Origin of the sequence: Microcystis sp. M090S1 (assembly GCF_020246295.1) — a bacterium.
In the GTDB taxonomy this organism is placed as follows: domain Bacteria; phylum Cyanobacteriota; class Cyanobacteriia; order Cyanobacteriales; family Microcystaceae; genus Microcystis; species Microcystis aeruginosa.
In genome coordinates, this window is the sequence record NZ_JADBTF010000467.1 from 1 (window position 1) to 14,251 (window position 14,251).

12 protein-coding genes are annotated in these 14,251 nt (G+C 37.7%); all 12 read left to right on the forward strand.

The window, feature by feature from the left end; all coding sequences use genetic code 11:
- The first annotated feature begins 238 nt into the window (after positions 1-238).
- Entirely contained in the window at positions 239-1,243 is a 1,005-nt protein-coding gene (gene cas1 / locus IM477_RS20420) for a CRISPR-associated endonuclease Cas1 (RefSeq protein WP_190717918.1), read from the forward strand.
- Positions 1,244-1,305: 62 nt separating this feature from the next.
- The gene (locus tag IM477_RS20425) at positions 1,306-1,878 is read left to right on the forward strand and encodes a LabA-like NYN domain-containing protein (protein ID WP_190717921.1); all 573 of its coding nucleotides are present in this window, start codon (positions 1,306-1,308) and stop codon (positions 1,876-1,878) included.
- A gap of 8 nt (positions 1,879-1,886) precedes the next feature.
- On the forward strand, positions 1,887-2,510 hold the full coding sequence (locus tag IM477_RS20430; RefSeq protein WP_287733261.1) for a coiled-coil domain-containing protein: 624 nt from the start codon (positions 1,887-1,889) through the stop codon (positions 2,508-2,510).
- 60 nt (positions 2,511-2,570) lie between these two features.
- Positions 2,571-2,768 (forward strand): hypothetical protein, encoded by a 198-nt coding sequence (locus tag IM477_RS20435; protein WP_103672755.1) that lies wholly within the window; start codon positions 2,571-2,573, stop codon positions 2,766-2,768.
- A gap of 8 nt (positions 2,769-2,776) precedes the next feature.
- On the forward strand, positions 2,777-3,259 hold the full coding sequence (locus IM477_RS20440; RefSeq protein WP_103672754.1) for a hypothetical protein: 483 nt from the start codon (positions 2,777-2,779) through the stop codon (positions 3,257-3,259).
- A gap of 120 nt (positions 3,260-3,379) precedes the next feature.
- Positions 3,380-4,777: a HesA/MoeB/ThiF family protein gene (locus IM477_RS20445; protein WP_190717927.1), complete on the forward strand. Its 1,398-nt coding sequence runs from the start codon at positions 3,380-3,382 to the stop codon at positions 4,775-4,777.
- A 78-nt stretch (positions 4,778-4,855) separates the two neighbouring features.
- Positions 4,856-6,274 carry a TIGR03985 family CRISPR-associated protein gene (locus IM477_RS20450; protein WP_287733262.1) on the forward strand — a complete coding sequence of 473 codons (1,419 nt, stop codon included), beginning with the start codon at positions 4,856-4,858 and terminating at the stop codon, positions 6,272-6,274.
- A gap of 309 nt (positions 6,275-6,583) precedes the next feature.
- The gene (gene cas10 / locus IM477_RS20455) at positions 6,584-9,580 is read left to right on the forward strand and encodes a type III-B CRISPR-associated protein Cas10/Cmr2 (protein ID WP_287733263.1); all 2,997 of its coding nucleotides are present in this window, start codon (positions 6,584-6,586) and stop codon (positions 9,578-9,580) included.
- A 6-nt stretch (positions 9,581-9,586) separates the two neighbouring features.
- The gene (locus tag IM477_RS20460) at positions 9,587-10,828 is read left to right on the forward strand and encodes a type III-B CRISPR module-associated Cmr3 family protein (protein WP_287733264.1); all 1,242 of its coding nucleotides are present in this window, start codon (positions 9,587-9,589) and stop codon (positions 10,826-10,828) included.
- Positions 10,825-11,742 (forward strand): type III-B CRISPR module RAMP protein Cmr4, encoded by a 918-nt coding sequence (gene cmr4, locus IM477_RS20465; protein ID WP_287733265.1) that lies wholly within the window; start codon positions 10,825-10,827, stop codon positions 11,740-11,742. Before IM477_RS20460 ends, cmr4 begins: the two co-directional genes overlap by 4 nt.
- On the forward strand, positions 11,739-12,134 hold the full coding sequence (locus IM477_RS20470) for a hypothetical protein (protein WP_103672749.1): 396 nt from the start codon (positions 11,739-11,741) through the stop codon (positions 12,132-12,134). Before cmr4 ends, IM477_RS20470 begins: the two co-directional genes overlap by 4 nt.
- On the forward strand, positions 12,131-14,023 hold the full coding sequence (locus IM477_RS20475; RefSeq protein WP_287733266.1) for an RAMP superfamily CRISPR-associated protein: 1,893 nt from the start codon (positions 12,131-12,133) through the stop codon (positions 14,021-14,023). The genes IM477_RS20470 and IM477_RS20475 overlap by 4 nt, the downstream gene beginning before the upstream one ends.
- Positions 14,024-14,251: the final 228 nt, after the last annotated feature.

Genomic DNA, 14,251 nt, shown 5'->3' on the forward strand with positions numbered 1-14,251 from the left:
GGGGGTTATAAGGGATGGAACCCTTATATAGAAAGGCATTTAGCGATTTTTGTCAATTGTTTTTTATCTAGAGCGAACTAATCAATTAAGTCTCTTGCCAGATAAGGATTTAGTCGATTTATGCCCCCCTATCGAACCATACCAAGTAACGAAGAACCTAGCTTATCTAGTGTGCAAAGCTAGTTTTTGAATATCTTTTTGTCAACTTCAACCCTTAAAGTATATCTTATATTAATTTATGTCCACTTTATATATAGTAGAACAAGGTTCTTCTCTTAAAGTTCAGCACCAACAGTTTCAAATTTTTCAGCAGCAACAACAACTTTTTAAAGTTCCAGTGAACCAAGTTAAAAATATTATTCTTTTTGGTTACTGTCATTTATCCCATGGTGCGGTACAAGCAGCGCTATTCCATAATATTCCTATCACTTATTATTCACCTCAAGGATATTATTTGGGACATTTACAGTCGGAAATACAAGCCAAAATTACTTATTTAACGCAACAAGTTAAACAAGCAGAAAATAGTGATTTTGTTAACACACAAGCTAATGCCATTGTTCGTGCTAAAGTGCATAATTCGAGAATTTTATTGATGCGTCTTCAGCGTCGTCATCCTAATGAGATAGTGAAAACAGCCGTTATCAATCTCAAAAAAATTATCAATAGTTTAAATAGCGCTGAATCTTTAGAATCATTAAGGGGATATGAGGGAAAAGCTGCTAATATTTATTTTCAAGGTTTAAGTTCTTTATTTCAAGGAAATTTTTCCTTTACCAAAAGAACGATGCGTCCTCCAACAGATCCCATCAATAGTTTACTAAGTTTTGGCTACACTCTTTTATTTCAGCATCTTTTTTCGCTTGTACAACTAACTGGATTACATACTCATTTTGGGAATTTGCATACCTGTCGAGAAAATCATCCTGCTTTAGTTTTAGATTTAATGGAAGAATTTCGCGCTCAAATTGTTGATTCTTTAGTCGTTTACTTAGTTAACAAAAATATTTTTTCTCCAGACAACTTTACTAACCCAGATGAACAAGGTGCCGTCTATTTACAGCAAGATTCTCTGAAGAAGTTCCTTAAATATTGGGAAGAAAAACTATCTTTAGAACTTACCCATCCTCAAACTCAACGCCAAGTCAGTTTGCGTAGTTGTTTAGAACTTCAAGTCCAAGAATACATTTCTTGTTTGATGAAAAAGACAGAAAGATATCAACCCATGATTTGGCAAAAATGAAATCGGAAACCCCCTCTTCTTAGAGGGTAGTTTAATGAAATTGGAGTTGAGAGGTTAGCTTTATGACATTTATGCGTCGAGTATTAGTCTTTGCCGATGCCGATAATACCCATATATCTGCTCAAAGTTTTAATCGTAAGATTAATTGGCAAAAAATCCGTGATTATTTAGCCGATCCCCAGGAAGGAAGAGAACTAATTGAAATGGTAATTTATTTGGGTTTACCTCCAGATAAAGAAAGATTTGCTGAACAAAGAAAAACCAAAGAAAAATTTATCTACTGGGCAAAAAGTAACGGGTTTTTAGTTGTTACAAAAGAAGGCAAATCTAAAGGTAATGACTACGAAACCAATGTTGATGTAGTAATGGCGATGGATGCTATTGAATTAGCTTTAGAAATGAAGCCAGATATTGTCGTTTTAGTCACTGGCGATTCTGATTTTGCTTATTTAGCACAAAAACTTAGAAGACGAGGAATGCGAGTTGAAGTCGCTTCTGTCGAACAATCTCTCGGTAACGATTTGAAAAATTCTGCTAATAGTGTTATCGATTTGATAGAGTTATTTGATGATTTTGAAGCCCAAAATGGGACACAAGATTATCATCGTATTGGCAATAACAATGTGTTTGATTAGTTACTTTCATGATGACAAACTTTAAACAAACGAATGGAGTAACCGTGAAAATAATTAATGGCAAATTATTTGGTCAACCAAAAGGGGATTTTGATCCCTTCAAGCAACAACTCGAAAAACTTAATCAAGAAGTTGAGAAAGTGCAAAGTTCCTTTGAAGAATTAGAACAAACAATAGAACAAACAGAAAACGTAAAACGAGAAGCATTAATCCGTCGAGTTGAACTTTACGTTCAATACCTGAAAGAAAATTGTGAAAACTTAGAAAATCTCTGGACACAAAGACAAGAAAATTATGCTAAAAACTATCAAAGAGATTTAAAAAGAATGGAACTATTCCTGAAAGAACAAAAGCATCAATTAGACTTTTTAGAAAATAGGAAATTGACTCAAATTGAAAATAAGTTAACCGCTCTTAAGAAACAAATACCGACAAAATTATTGTGGCTGACTTTTGGTAGTTCACTGATGATTGTAATTATTTATTTTTGCGATTGGTTCGATATTTATCCTTTCAATAAGCACCCACAAAAAACAAAGTCTTCTCTTGTTCATCATGAATTAGTTGAAGAAAACAATCAACTGAAATGTCAAGAAAATTGCTTTGAGTCAAAGACCCAAATAGATTTTTAATCAAGAGCGCACACCAAACATTTCTTGAGGGATTCATTTATTAACAAATCAGGAGTTTTTATGCGAGCAATAGTTAATGGCAAGCTAATTGATTTACCAGAAGGAACAACAGTTGAAGATTTACGTTCTCGACTTCCAGAAATTGGCAATGATGACGTAATGGAAGAAGGCTTTGGTGGCACTAAACCCTTGAAAGATACAGAAGCTCTCAAAGAAGGTTCAAAAGTTTGGACAGTTCCTAAAATTGTAAAAGGATAAAGAAAAAAATGACAATAACTATTAGTAGTAATGCAACTAAATTTACTCTCAATACACGCCTAAGTGCCGAACTAAAATTACTAGACAAAGTAGCTAAAACCATTGTGGTTGGGAGTAAAACAATTGGTGACGTGCAATACACAGCAATTTTAATTAAGAGAATGCCTTTGTCTTCGAGTAAATTCAAAGTTTCTAACTCTGATGTTTTGTTTTTATTACCACCAGATTATCCACGGCTTCCTCCTATTGGCTGCTACCTTAATTATCCTTGGGATACGGTCGGAGAAGGGGATCATCACTTTACTAGACAAAGTTACTACGGCGCACCATTCTTAAGTGAAGAAGGCTGGTATTGGTATTGTGTAGGACTCGGAGGCGGGTTTAACCGAGATAAATGGCTCAATTCTTGGCGACCTAGTAATAATCCCGAAAGAGGACACAATCTCGTTACCCTATTTATCACCGCACGCCACGCAATTAATAACGTCTGACGACAGAAGAAATTCTGATAAAACCCTAGCCTTAAAAGTGTGGGAAAAGGGTAGAAGATTGATTCAAGCAATCTTTCCATCTTCTCTATTAGCTTCATTCATCCAAATAATCAATCAAGCATGAATACTCAACCAAAACCCCAAGATATATTACTACACATCCCTCCCTTAATGTGGAAACAGTTTCGTCAAGCAATGCTGGATGCTCGTCAACACAGAGAAGAAGTAATTGGCTTCTTTTTCTGTCAACGCCATCAGCTATCTAAGAAAAAAGTCAGATATATTCCTCAAGCGTGGGTTGTACCTACTGCTGATTGTTACGAACATCAATCGGCTAGTGGATTGGTACTCAAACAGCAATTTCATCAGTATTTACTAGATACTTATCTGTGCGCTCTCTCGAAGTCCTCCTCTTCAAGTAAAACTCGGAAATTAGATGTAGTTCACATTCATACCCATTTTGGCGATGCTACTCCTTCCTTTTCTTGTGTGGATGATCGCTATGAAGCAGAATATGCTAAGTTTCTCGCTTCTTGTTACCAAGAAAAGCCTCGCTTGATTTCTGGAGTCTTCAACGAGTCCCTAGAAAAATCAAAATTTCGGATTTGGAATCGTCAAGGAACTAATCATACTTCAATTGAATTCTGTCGTTCTTGGTTAACACCAATCAATAGTAACTTTTCTGGCGAAGATACAGAATTAATCTTTGCTCGACAAAAAGTTTTTGGAGAAACTGTACAAAAACACCTGAATCAATTAAAAGTCGCTCTTATTGGTTGTGGCGGTATTGGAGCCGTGTTTGCTGAACAACTGGCCAGATTGGGGGTCAAAAATTGGGTATTTATTGATCATGACCGTTTAGAAACAGTAAATCTCAATCGAATGCCAGCTGCTACTCAAGAAATGGTAGACCAAGGATGGTACAAAGTTCACTATCTTAAATGGTTGATTAAAAGAACTTATGCTATTGGTTCTCATGTTAAAGCCTTATCTCTTTCCGTAGAAGATGAGAAAGCCAAAGCAGAAATAGCGACAGCGGATTTAATCGTCGTCGCTACAGATAACCATCGCTCGCGACAAGTAGCTCAAGAATTAGCTTTAGAGTATGCTCGTCCGTTGGTTTGTTTAGGGACTCATATTGAAGTCAAACCCCATCATCAACCTCGTCTTTATTGTCGTGTAACCGTTCCTCCGCTCGGGGGTGGCTGGTGTTTGATGTGTGGCAATATTATTAATCTACAACAAGCGGCATTAGAGTCTGCACCGACTGAGATCGCCGCCATTGCCTCTGAAGCTGGTTATTTACAAGGAATTGACGCGCCAGCAGTCTATTGGTTAAATAATATTTGTGCCAGCACAGGAGTAGGGGTGATTCACGGAATTATCAGTGGCTTTCTCCCTATCGATTCTGGTTTAGATTGGATTTATGATTTTCCCAATTCTAATTGGCTAAAAGCCAATATAGACCATCTGCAAAGTTCTGACTGTTATTTCTGTTCTTCCTTATGCACCCTTTAAGGAAGGAAAGGGGGGTTTCCCTACCTTTTTTATAATTGGAGTAAAATCCCTCTCTTTTTCCCTTTCTCTAACTTGGCTATGTCCTTACCTACTATCACAACTCTAGAAGAACTTGTCCCGGAATTAGCTCGATTAGCGAATTATCCTAAGTCTGATCAGAAACAGATTGATAATTTCTTAAATTTAATACAAAATGCTGTACGATTATGGATAATCGAGCAATCTTTTTATGATTTTAATAGTGATTTTTTTGTGGAAATAGACCAAGAATGGTTTGACTGTATTACTTGGATAGATAAATTATGGACAAAAATACCAGATGTTCAAAATAAAAAATTAGAAGATTTACTACTAGGAGAATATCCGCTATTTTATCAACAAAAATGGCAAGAGCAAATAATTGCCAGATATCAACTTAGCTCTGAAAATTTGCAACAAATTTTATCTTCTTATATTTTTAAAGTAACCCAACGAACTTTAAGAAATAATTTTAAGCGACTTGCCCAATTAAATCAGCCAAAATTAATTAAATCAGCTTCTCTTAAAGGTCACTATAAGAAAGTTGTATCTTCATCTCTAAATTCATTAGATAATTGCAATTTAATTAAGCATAATAATGATATAATTACTGAAAATAATTGGTTAAGTTTTCTCAATGATGGTCTATCTACTATTGCTGAACTACTAACAACTAAAATCAATGGACATCAAAGATTTTTTATTCAAGCTGAATATATTGTTCCTGAAGCTCTACAGGATAAAGTAGCAGATTGGGCAGACAATTTAAAAGAATTTTGGAAACAGTCTCTAATTTCTCCTATTAAAATAAAATACTATAGTGCTAGTAAAAATACAACAAATTACTACATTATTTATCCTGTTTCTATTCATTATTCTCAGAGAGCCTATTATTTGTATGCTTTTGGAGAAACACCAGATCAAAACAGTTCTCAAGCACTTCAATGGTATGGCTACCGGTTAGAAAGGATATTATCTTTGAAACAGATAGCTTGGGATTTTTCCGATCTAACTAAACGGCTTAGATCGCAGATACACAAAAACGATAAAATTAATCATTTATACAGTCCCGACTATATTCAAGAGCAATTAGAATTGGCTTATGGATTCAGTTTTTATCGTGAATTTAATACGATGTTATTGCGTTTCGATCAAGACTATTATCAGCGTCATGTTAAAAATACAATCCGTCACTCTACTTTTCAAAAAATCGAAAATATTCAAGAAGTAAAGAAAATGATTATCGAGCAAATTGACTCAGAAATAGACAACACCAAAAAAATCCAAAGAGAAAAATTATTGGCAACAGTTAATTGCGCTTCCGAAGATGTTTATTATAAGCTTTGCTATCGTGTTGGCGATCATAATGTTATCATGCGATTGCGTAGTTGGGGTCCGAATGTAGAGGTAATTTTGCCTAGTGATTTACGAGCGCAAATCAAAGAATATCTCGAAAAAAACTATAAATTATATCAATAATCTGACAGGGGGACAAGAAGGCTGAAATCCATATAGCATAAGCTTTTCATGGTTTTAGCTCGAAAAAGTTCGCCGCACCATCTCTCACTTATTAATAATAATTCCTAGTAAGCTCGCTCCTATCCCTAGTTTTTCGTTAGCTTTTGCCTAGAATCGCTAGATCTATTTCTAGTGAGAGAAGCCTGAAGCCTTTGTTGGCAAGTTTTCTAGCTCGCTTGTCCCCCTGTCAGTATAGTTAATCAATTATTTTGCTTAACTATCTTTGTTTTCGTGATAAAGTTTAAAGAGAGGCCTTAGCAATTTATGATTATGCCAGAATCAGAGTCCCCTATTAATTCAACAAATTTCTATTTTCGTAAACTTTGTGCCTTGCTAGAAGACCAATCTATTTTACAACAATTACAGTCTATTCACCCAGAAGAGTTACAAGGACAGATAGAAGAGTTACCCCTGCAAATAGCTAGTTCCTCTGATCGCGTTAATCTAGGAGAAGCTCAAGGCACTAATATTAATAGCGTGAAACATCCCATCAGTGGACAAACTCGAAATATTACTTCACAAGACTCAAGACCAGAAATTCCCGCAGAAATTACCTCAGAAACGGATATAGAAAAACTATTTTGGTGGTTTTGGCGATTTTATCCCGAACTCATCCGACAAAACCAGAATGATTTTTTCCTCTATCCTGCTCACAGCATCCTTCCTGATTGTCCCCTACATAGCTACAAAAGTACCGTTTCCGCTCTAGTTGGGGCGATGTATCCCGAACATTGGCAAGAAGGAGGTAAATCCCAACATCCCTATCTTTTTCTCTTTACCTTCTCCCCAGTACAAGAATTTATCAAAGCATCCCGAAAATTTGTCGATTTTTGGGCAGGTTCCTATCTACTGCACTATCTCAGTGTTAAACTCTGTTGGTATATTGCCGAAACTTATGGGTCTGATGCTGTGATTACTCCTTCTCTTTGGAGTCAAGAAATTATCGATGCTTTAATTGTTAAAAAATATCCAGATTTTGCGGCTAATTTTGCTTCTTTTCAAGACGGAATATCTCCAGTTGTTAGATTTGATAATGGCATCTCTACAAGTTTAAGTACGGCTGGATTTCCTAATGTGATTACGGCTTTAGTTCCTGGTAAAGAAGCAGCTAGAGAATTGGGAGAGAAATTAAAAAAATGTTTAATAGAAGAATGGTCAGAGATTGCCAAAAAAGTTAGGGAAGATATCAAAAAACGAACCCTAGAGTTTCTTAAAGATACTAAAAATCAGCAGAAAATAGATGAAATATTATTAAAAGAGTTTTTAAGCGAACAAGAAATATGTAAACGAGATTTAAAAAAATGGCAGATAGGACATTATGGTAGTTGTTGGGAGTGGAATAAACTCTGGGAAGCACAAATAGAGAAAACTTGGGAAACTTACTGGACTGCAATGCCTTTAGGCAATCCAGAGCAGCCATTAACTATTAATCCCACAGAGGAAAATTATCAGCAATGGAAACAAGCGCAAAATGTGATCGCCCCTCCTCATTTAGCTGAATCTCTACCTACAACAGCCGAAGAAAACCTTTACGAACAGATAAATACTGGTACTTGGTGGGGGGCATTACAAGCTCGTTTGGGACAGTCTATTCAAGCCGTAAAAAATACTCGCACTTGGGCAATTCCTACAGCACCTGGGGAACGTTCCACTTTATCGGGTCAGTTTAGCGCAGTCCATCCCCAATTACATTATCACGGGCAGTTTAAAAATGGAGGTGGACTTTCGGCTCGATCAATGCGTCTATTTTGGCGATTAATGGCTGAAGTTTATCCAGGGTTATTTAATGGCTCAGAAAAATTGAATGCGATCGAATTAACAAAACGCATGGCTTGGCGATATGGGGGAGTTGCTGAATCTTTGGGAATTAATCTAGGGCAAGAAGATGATACTAACTACGATAATTTAATTCGTTTTCCTAATTTAAGTTCTATTGCTGCTGCAAGATTTGCTTACGAAGATTTTAAAAAAGGAGGACAAAAAACACGCAACTATTGGAATTGTCTTAACACACTTATTAACCAACAATTACCTGACAAAGCAGACACTTTTGCCTCCCGTACTCGTGGTCGTCCTTATCAGATACCAAAAGTTGATCGGCAAATTAATCCAGAAAATAGGAATGGACAGAATTTTAATGGAGTCATGTTTTCCAGTAAATGGTTAGCTGATGACATGAATTGTAACGCTCAAGAAACAGCAACATTAAGAAGTTTAGTTGAAGAAGCGCACAAAAAAGCAAAATTTGGCGAAGGAAGTCCAGCCGATTGGTGGGTAATTGTCCTCGGTGATGGGGATGGGATGGGGAAATATGTCTCTGGGTCAAAATTAAAGAAATACAAAGAGTATTTAATCACAGATGCGATCGCAGAAAATGTCAAAAATCATCAAGATTACCCAGATTTACTAGCAACCCAAAAACGCATGGGGCCAGCAACCCATGTCGGGTTAAATCGCGCCTTATTAGACTTTTCTAATCGCTTAGTACCCTACCTTACGGAAGAACGTTATTGTGGTAAAGTCGTCTATAGTGGCGGTGATGATGTGATGGCAGTGCTACCTCTAGCAGATTTACTGGGGTATTTGCGATCGCTTCGTGCTGCTTGGTGTGCTGACCCAGATCCAGAAAGAGAATTCAGCACAGAGGGGGGTTACTGGACTCCTAAAAAAACTCTGCAAGGATTACAACAACGTCCCTATTTTACGATGGGAGATGGGGCAACCATGAGTCTAGGCATTGTTATCGCTCATAAAAGTGTACCTCTTCCTACCGTATTAGAAAGCCTGTGGACGGCTGAAAAAGACCGTGCTAAAAAGTTATATGGAAAAGATGGACTCTGTTTTCGGGTGATTTATGGTTCGGGTAACACTTTAGAAGCCTTGATGAAAGGGGAGTTATTAGACTTATGGTGGAATTTTATGCAGTATGATCAGCAAGATTTAAGTGCGTTGTTCTATCGATTAGCCGAAGAATTACCCCGTCATGTTTGTGTTACTGAAAGCGATCGCCTATTGAGAAAAGCTGCACAAGTGATCATCAACCGTCGAGATCAAACACTAGAGTCTCATATTCAAGAAAACTTGCTAAATTGGTTGGATCAGTGGGAAAACTGGGCTTATCAAACCTATAATCAAGTAAATAAAAATAAAACTGAAAAAGAAGTCCCTTTAGGCACGACCGAAAAGGATTTAGCTAATCTTTTGCGGTTTAGTGCTTTCTGGAATAACAAAAGGATGCAACAAATGAAATGGGGAGAAACTGAGTAATAAACTATGGGTGAACAGCAAATGTATTGGTATGAGATCGCTCCTTTAGATGTATTGTTATTTCGGGAAGCTAAACCTTTTAGTCCAGGGGAGAGTGCTTGGGCCAAAGGACTATTTCCCCCGTTTCCCAGTACAGTTTTTCAAGCATTGCGCTCGACTTTATCCAAAGATGTCAAAGATTTAGATTTTATGGGGCCATTTCTCTTATGTCCCCAAAATAGATTATGTTTCCCCACTCCTAAGGATTTAGTTGCAGTGAGTTGGAGCAAAAAGAGTCAGCCAAAAGATGAGGAAACAAAAGAAGAGGAAAGAGAAGAAGATAATTTAGACGATACAGCTTCGTATTGGCATCGAACTTTACGTCTTCAACCTGTTGATCGAACAGATAAAGCTTGGGAACATTTGTTGTTCGACGAGGCGGGATTAGCTCCAATGGTAGCTCCTTTTAGAGAGCTAGTTGAAGAAGAGAACAGAAGAGAATTTTTCTGTCGTCCCTATCCTTGGATTACAGCAGAAGCTTTAAGCGAATATCTACAAGGAAAAGAACTTAAAGATCCTACACAATTTCAGGATGATCCTTGGAATGTGCAGATCATGCCTCATATTCAAATGCAAGCGGATAAGCGACAAGTAAAAGATGAAGATGGCTATTTTACTGAAGTAGCGATTCGTCTTAAACCAGGTTGGCGATTAGTAGCGGGAATTAGTATAAACTTACGGGAAACAGTAGTCCGGTTGGGAGGAGAAGGACATCGGGCGATTGTCATCCCATTTACTTTGTCCGATGCTGATCAAACACTGCTTAATCCTAAGACCAATACAACAGGTGATTTTGCTTATTTACTCACCCCCGGACTAGCGGTTAAGGAGGAAGCCATTTATGGCGTTTATCCCTGTGATTGGCAATCCATCTTAGCAGGATGTGTCAGCGATCGTCCTTTATTGTGGGGTGGTGTTTCTCAAATTAGGCGCAAGTTAGTTATTTCCTGTGGGAAAGAGAATCAGGAGCGCACAGCTTCGCAGATTTCTTCGGGATCATCATCCCCTAACTCAGAAGCAAAAGGAGATGAGGAATTTGCTTTATTGCCACAACGAGCCTTTGTTCCACCTGGGACTGTCTATATCTTTAACCAGATTCCATCTGAAACTGAGGCACTCTTACCTAAACCTGAATCGACGGGGAATTGGTTAACCAGTTTTCAAAAACTCAACTATGGTAAATTATTATGGGGTAATACACCATTATGAATACTTATTTAACATATCTATATCTGCTGACCCCTTTACACACGGGCGGAAGTGCTGATGAGGGCAATTTAATGGGAATCGCCCGCGAAGTCCATACCGAGTTTCCCTATCTTCCTGCTTCCTCCTTGAGAGGTAAAATTCGCTCTGCCTTAGAACCGAGCAATCCTCAAAGTGAAGAAGAAAAAGCATTAGCAAAAGAAGTCTCTCAGTTTTTCGGTCAAAAAATCAAAGATGGACAACAACCCACAGAAGGAGAAGTTTGGTTTGCTGAGGCAACTCTCCTGTTTTTTCCGATCGCATCCTTAAGTCATCACTTAGTCTGGATTACCTGTCCTCTCTGGCTAGAACGTTGGAATCGTTGGTTACAAAAATCCCCTTTAACTCAATTAATTCAAAACTGTCGAGAGCAAATTACAGAAGCAATACCAGCTTTAGTTAGCTTTACACCCGAACCCCTTTACTTGCAAACTGCAATTCTGCAACAAAATGCCCTAGGGCAACTAAATACTAATGATTCTAATAGCATCTCACAATCTCTTCAAAATCTTACTAATGCTAATGGGATGATTAATCAGCTTCTGAAAAAGCTAGTGATTGTGGATGATGAAGACTGTATTGCTTTGGTAGAAACGGGATTGCAGCGAGAAGTGCGCGTTGCTCTTAATGAAGGCGAAAAAACTGTTAAAGGTGGTTCTTTTCGCTCGGAAGAAGCCATTCCCCCTGAAACTGTACTTTTCTTTCCTTGGGGAATGAAACCTATGAAACAAACTGAAAATACTCAGAATATTCGAGCAAAAACTAGCGAATTACTTAAAAATAAACTACAATTTGGAGGTCTAGAAGGATTAGGTCGCGGTTGGTGCGATCTAAAAACAATTGAAACTACTGAAACTACTACAGGAAGCCAAAAATGAAATTAGATTCGCGTCAATTTAGCAAACAAGCACATAACGCTTTAGTTGAAATAAAAAGTGAGTTAGCAGTAACTTACCACAAAAAAGCTAGTGGATTAGTTCAAGGATTAAGCACTTATATATCTACTTGGGGACTGCATCGACTTAGTGGAGATATGCAAAAATTTCTCGGTGGAACTGCCGAAGATACACGCTATAAAGGGAAAGTTTATCAAAAATTTCTTACTAAGCTCAAAGAGTTTAGCGGGGCAGATTTTGATGTTAATGATCAAGGCACATTAATTCATATGCCTTTAAGAAAATATACCGCCCTCAATCACTTGGCAATTAAATTAGCAAAAGAGTGGTCTTTTTGGTCGCCAGCAGTCTTAGGAGAGGCAGAACAATCATGACGGCACAACAAGAATGGCAGAAATTTTTGGAAAAACTCCAAAAAGATAAAAATCCTCTTTATGACTTGTATAAAGATAGTCAGTTAGAAATAGGTACAGAAATAACTATTTATTTTTCTGACGAAGAAGCGAAAACAAAAGCAAGTGCTAAATGGCAGAAATTACAAGCCAAGTTTCCGCCACACTGGAAAAATCAAAAGATTAATTTCAAAGTTGGACAGTTAGCCGCTGCCCCCATTACTGCAACGACAAGATCGACAGCAAGAACAAATAATCCAACCAGTCGGAAATTAACCAGTCCTCTACAAGCACTCAATCATCGATTATTTAATAATAATGACACAGCTAAACCAGTTCTAATAGAAGCGGCGGCGGCGGATAAAACTTGTCAGTCTTTATACCAACAATTAACTGAGAAAACTAAACGATTAGCTGATGAAACTCTGACTGTTGAATTCATCTGGAGGGTGCGTGTAGGGGGAATGCGCGGTTTTCAGGAGTTACTTCTTCCTGTATTTCATCCAGTCTATGGTGTACCTTATATCCCTTCTAGTAGTTTAAAAGGTGTAGTAAAAGCTTGGGCAAGACAACATAAACCAGAAGTTGAGGTAAATCGACTTCTGGGGAAACTAGAAGATGGTATCGGTTGCGTTCAATTTCTTGATGCTTTTTCCACTGCACCTTGTTTGACTGTAGATATCGCTAATCCTCAATGGAGTTGGGAAAATAACCGAGTATGCTATCAACCTGTCCCCCATTATCTGTTGTCAATGGAAGAACCTGAGATTTTAATTGGGTTGACTCGCACCAGCAGAGGTAAATTAGAAGATGTCAGCACAGTCAAAGATTGGTTACAACTAGCTTTATCAGCAGGAATTGGTTCGCGGGTTAGTGCGGGGTATGGTAGAACATCTGTTGCTTCTAGTTTGTCTCATCACTCTTCCCATGCTTTTAAATTATGGACGCAAGGGATATATGGCGCAAATCCTCCCGCTAAAGATAATCAATATCAGGGAAATAATGAATTTCGTCCCGTAGCAGTGCGAGGGACCCTGCGTTATTGGTTTCGTGCAGTAGGATTAAGTATTTATTCACCGCAGCAATGTAAAGATTTAGAAGGTAGGTTATTTGGTACTATTGAACCGCAAGCTCAAGAAGGACTAATTCGTATTTCTGTAGATTGGGAAGAGGAAGAAGGTGATCGCAATCGTCCTTATTTTTGTGAAGGTAATATTCTACTAGAAGCTAAAAATCAGGATGCTCTCAACTTAGCAGAAAAGCTATTGCAATTATCTTCTCATTTAGCAGGAATTGGGAGAGGATCGAGACGATCGTTGCATTGGAATAATCCAATAGGATTAAGGGGATGCCATTGGGAAGTTGACACTAAAAAACTACCTTGTAATCAAGAACGATGGCAGCAGTTTCTTAGAGAGGTAAGAGATTCTTTGCTTGCCCTACAGTCTGCCATAGGAAATCCTGCTAATTGTCCTCCCGGAAATCCTGGCAATCGCTCTCAAGACGTTTTGAATAGTCAGGCTCAAATTTATTTAATTTCTTGTCCTAGTTTAAAATATCCTGGAACTGTCGATGTCAAGAATTGGAAAAACGAAGGATTGGGGTCAAAAGTACGGGGAAAAGGGTTGGATTTCCTTTATAGTAGTGGCTTTAAAGGTGTCAATCAAAAAGGAAATGGAAATGCTAATGTTGGCGGACGAATCAGCCAACGAGGAGAAACTGCTTCTACACCTTCTTATGTGTTAATTAAATCTAATTTTCCCCCACAACAGGAACCTTATCAAACAGTAACAATTTTTGGAGTTAACCAGCGTGATCGCGCTACATTTATTCAACAATTAAACTCATTAAACCCTATGCAAATTCAGTGAATTAGCCCGATACCAACCAACTCAGAGATTTTTTAAAAATTAAACTTGCTAAGAAGTTAAAAGTCGATGAAATCCCTGGATTTTGGTGGGGTGGCCTTTCGTTTCCATTAATTAAACTTGCTAAGAAGTTAAAAGCAGTAGGGGCAATTCATGAATTGCCCCTACTCCGTTGGATGGTTTCCATTAATTAAACTTGCTAAGAAGTTAAAAGTCTGGAGGGTTCCTAAA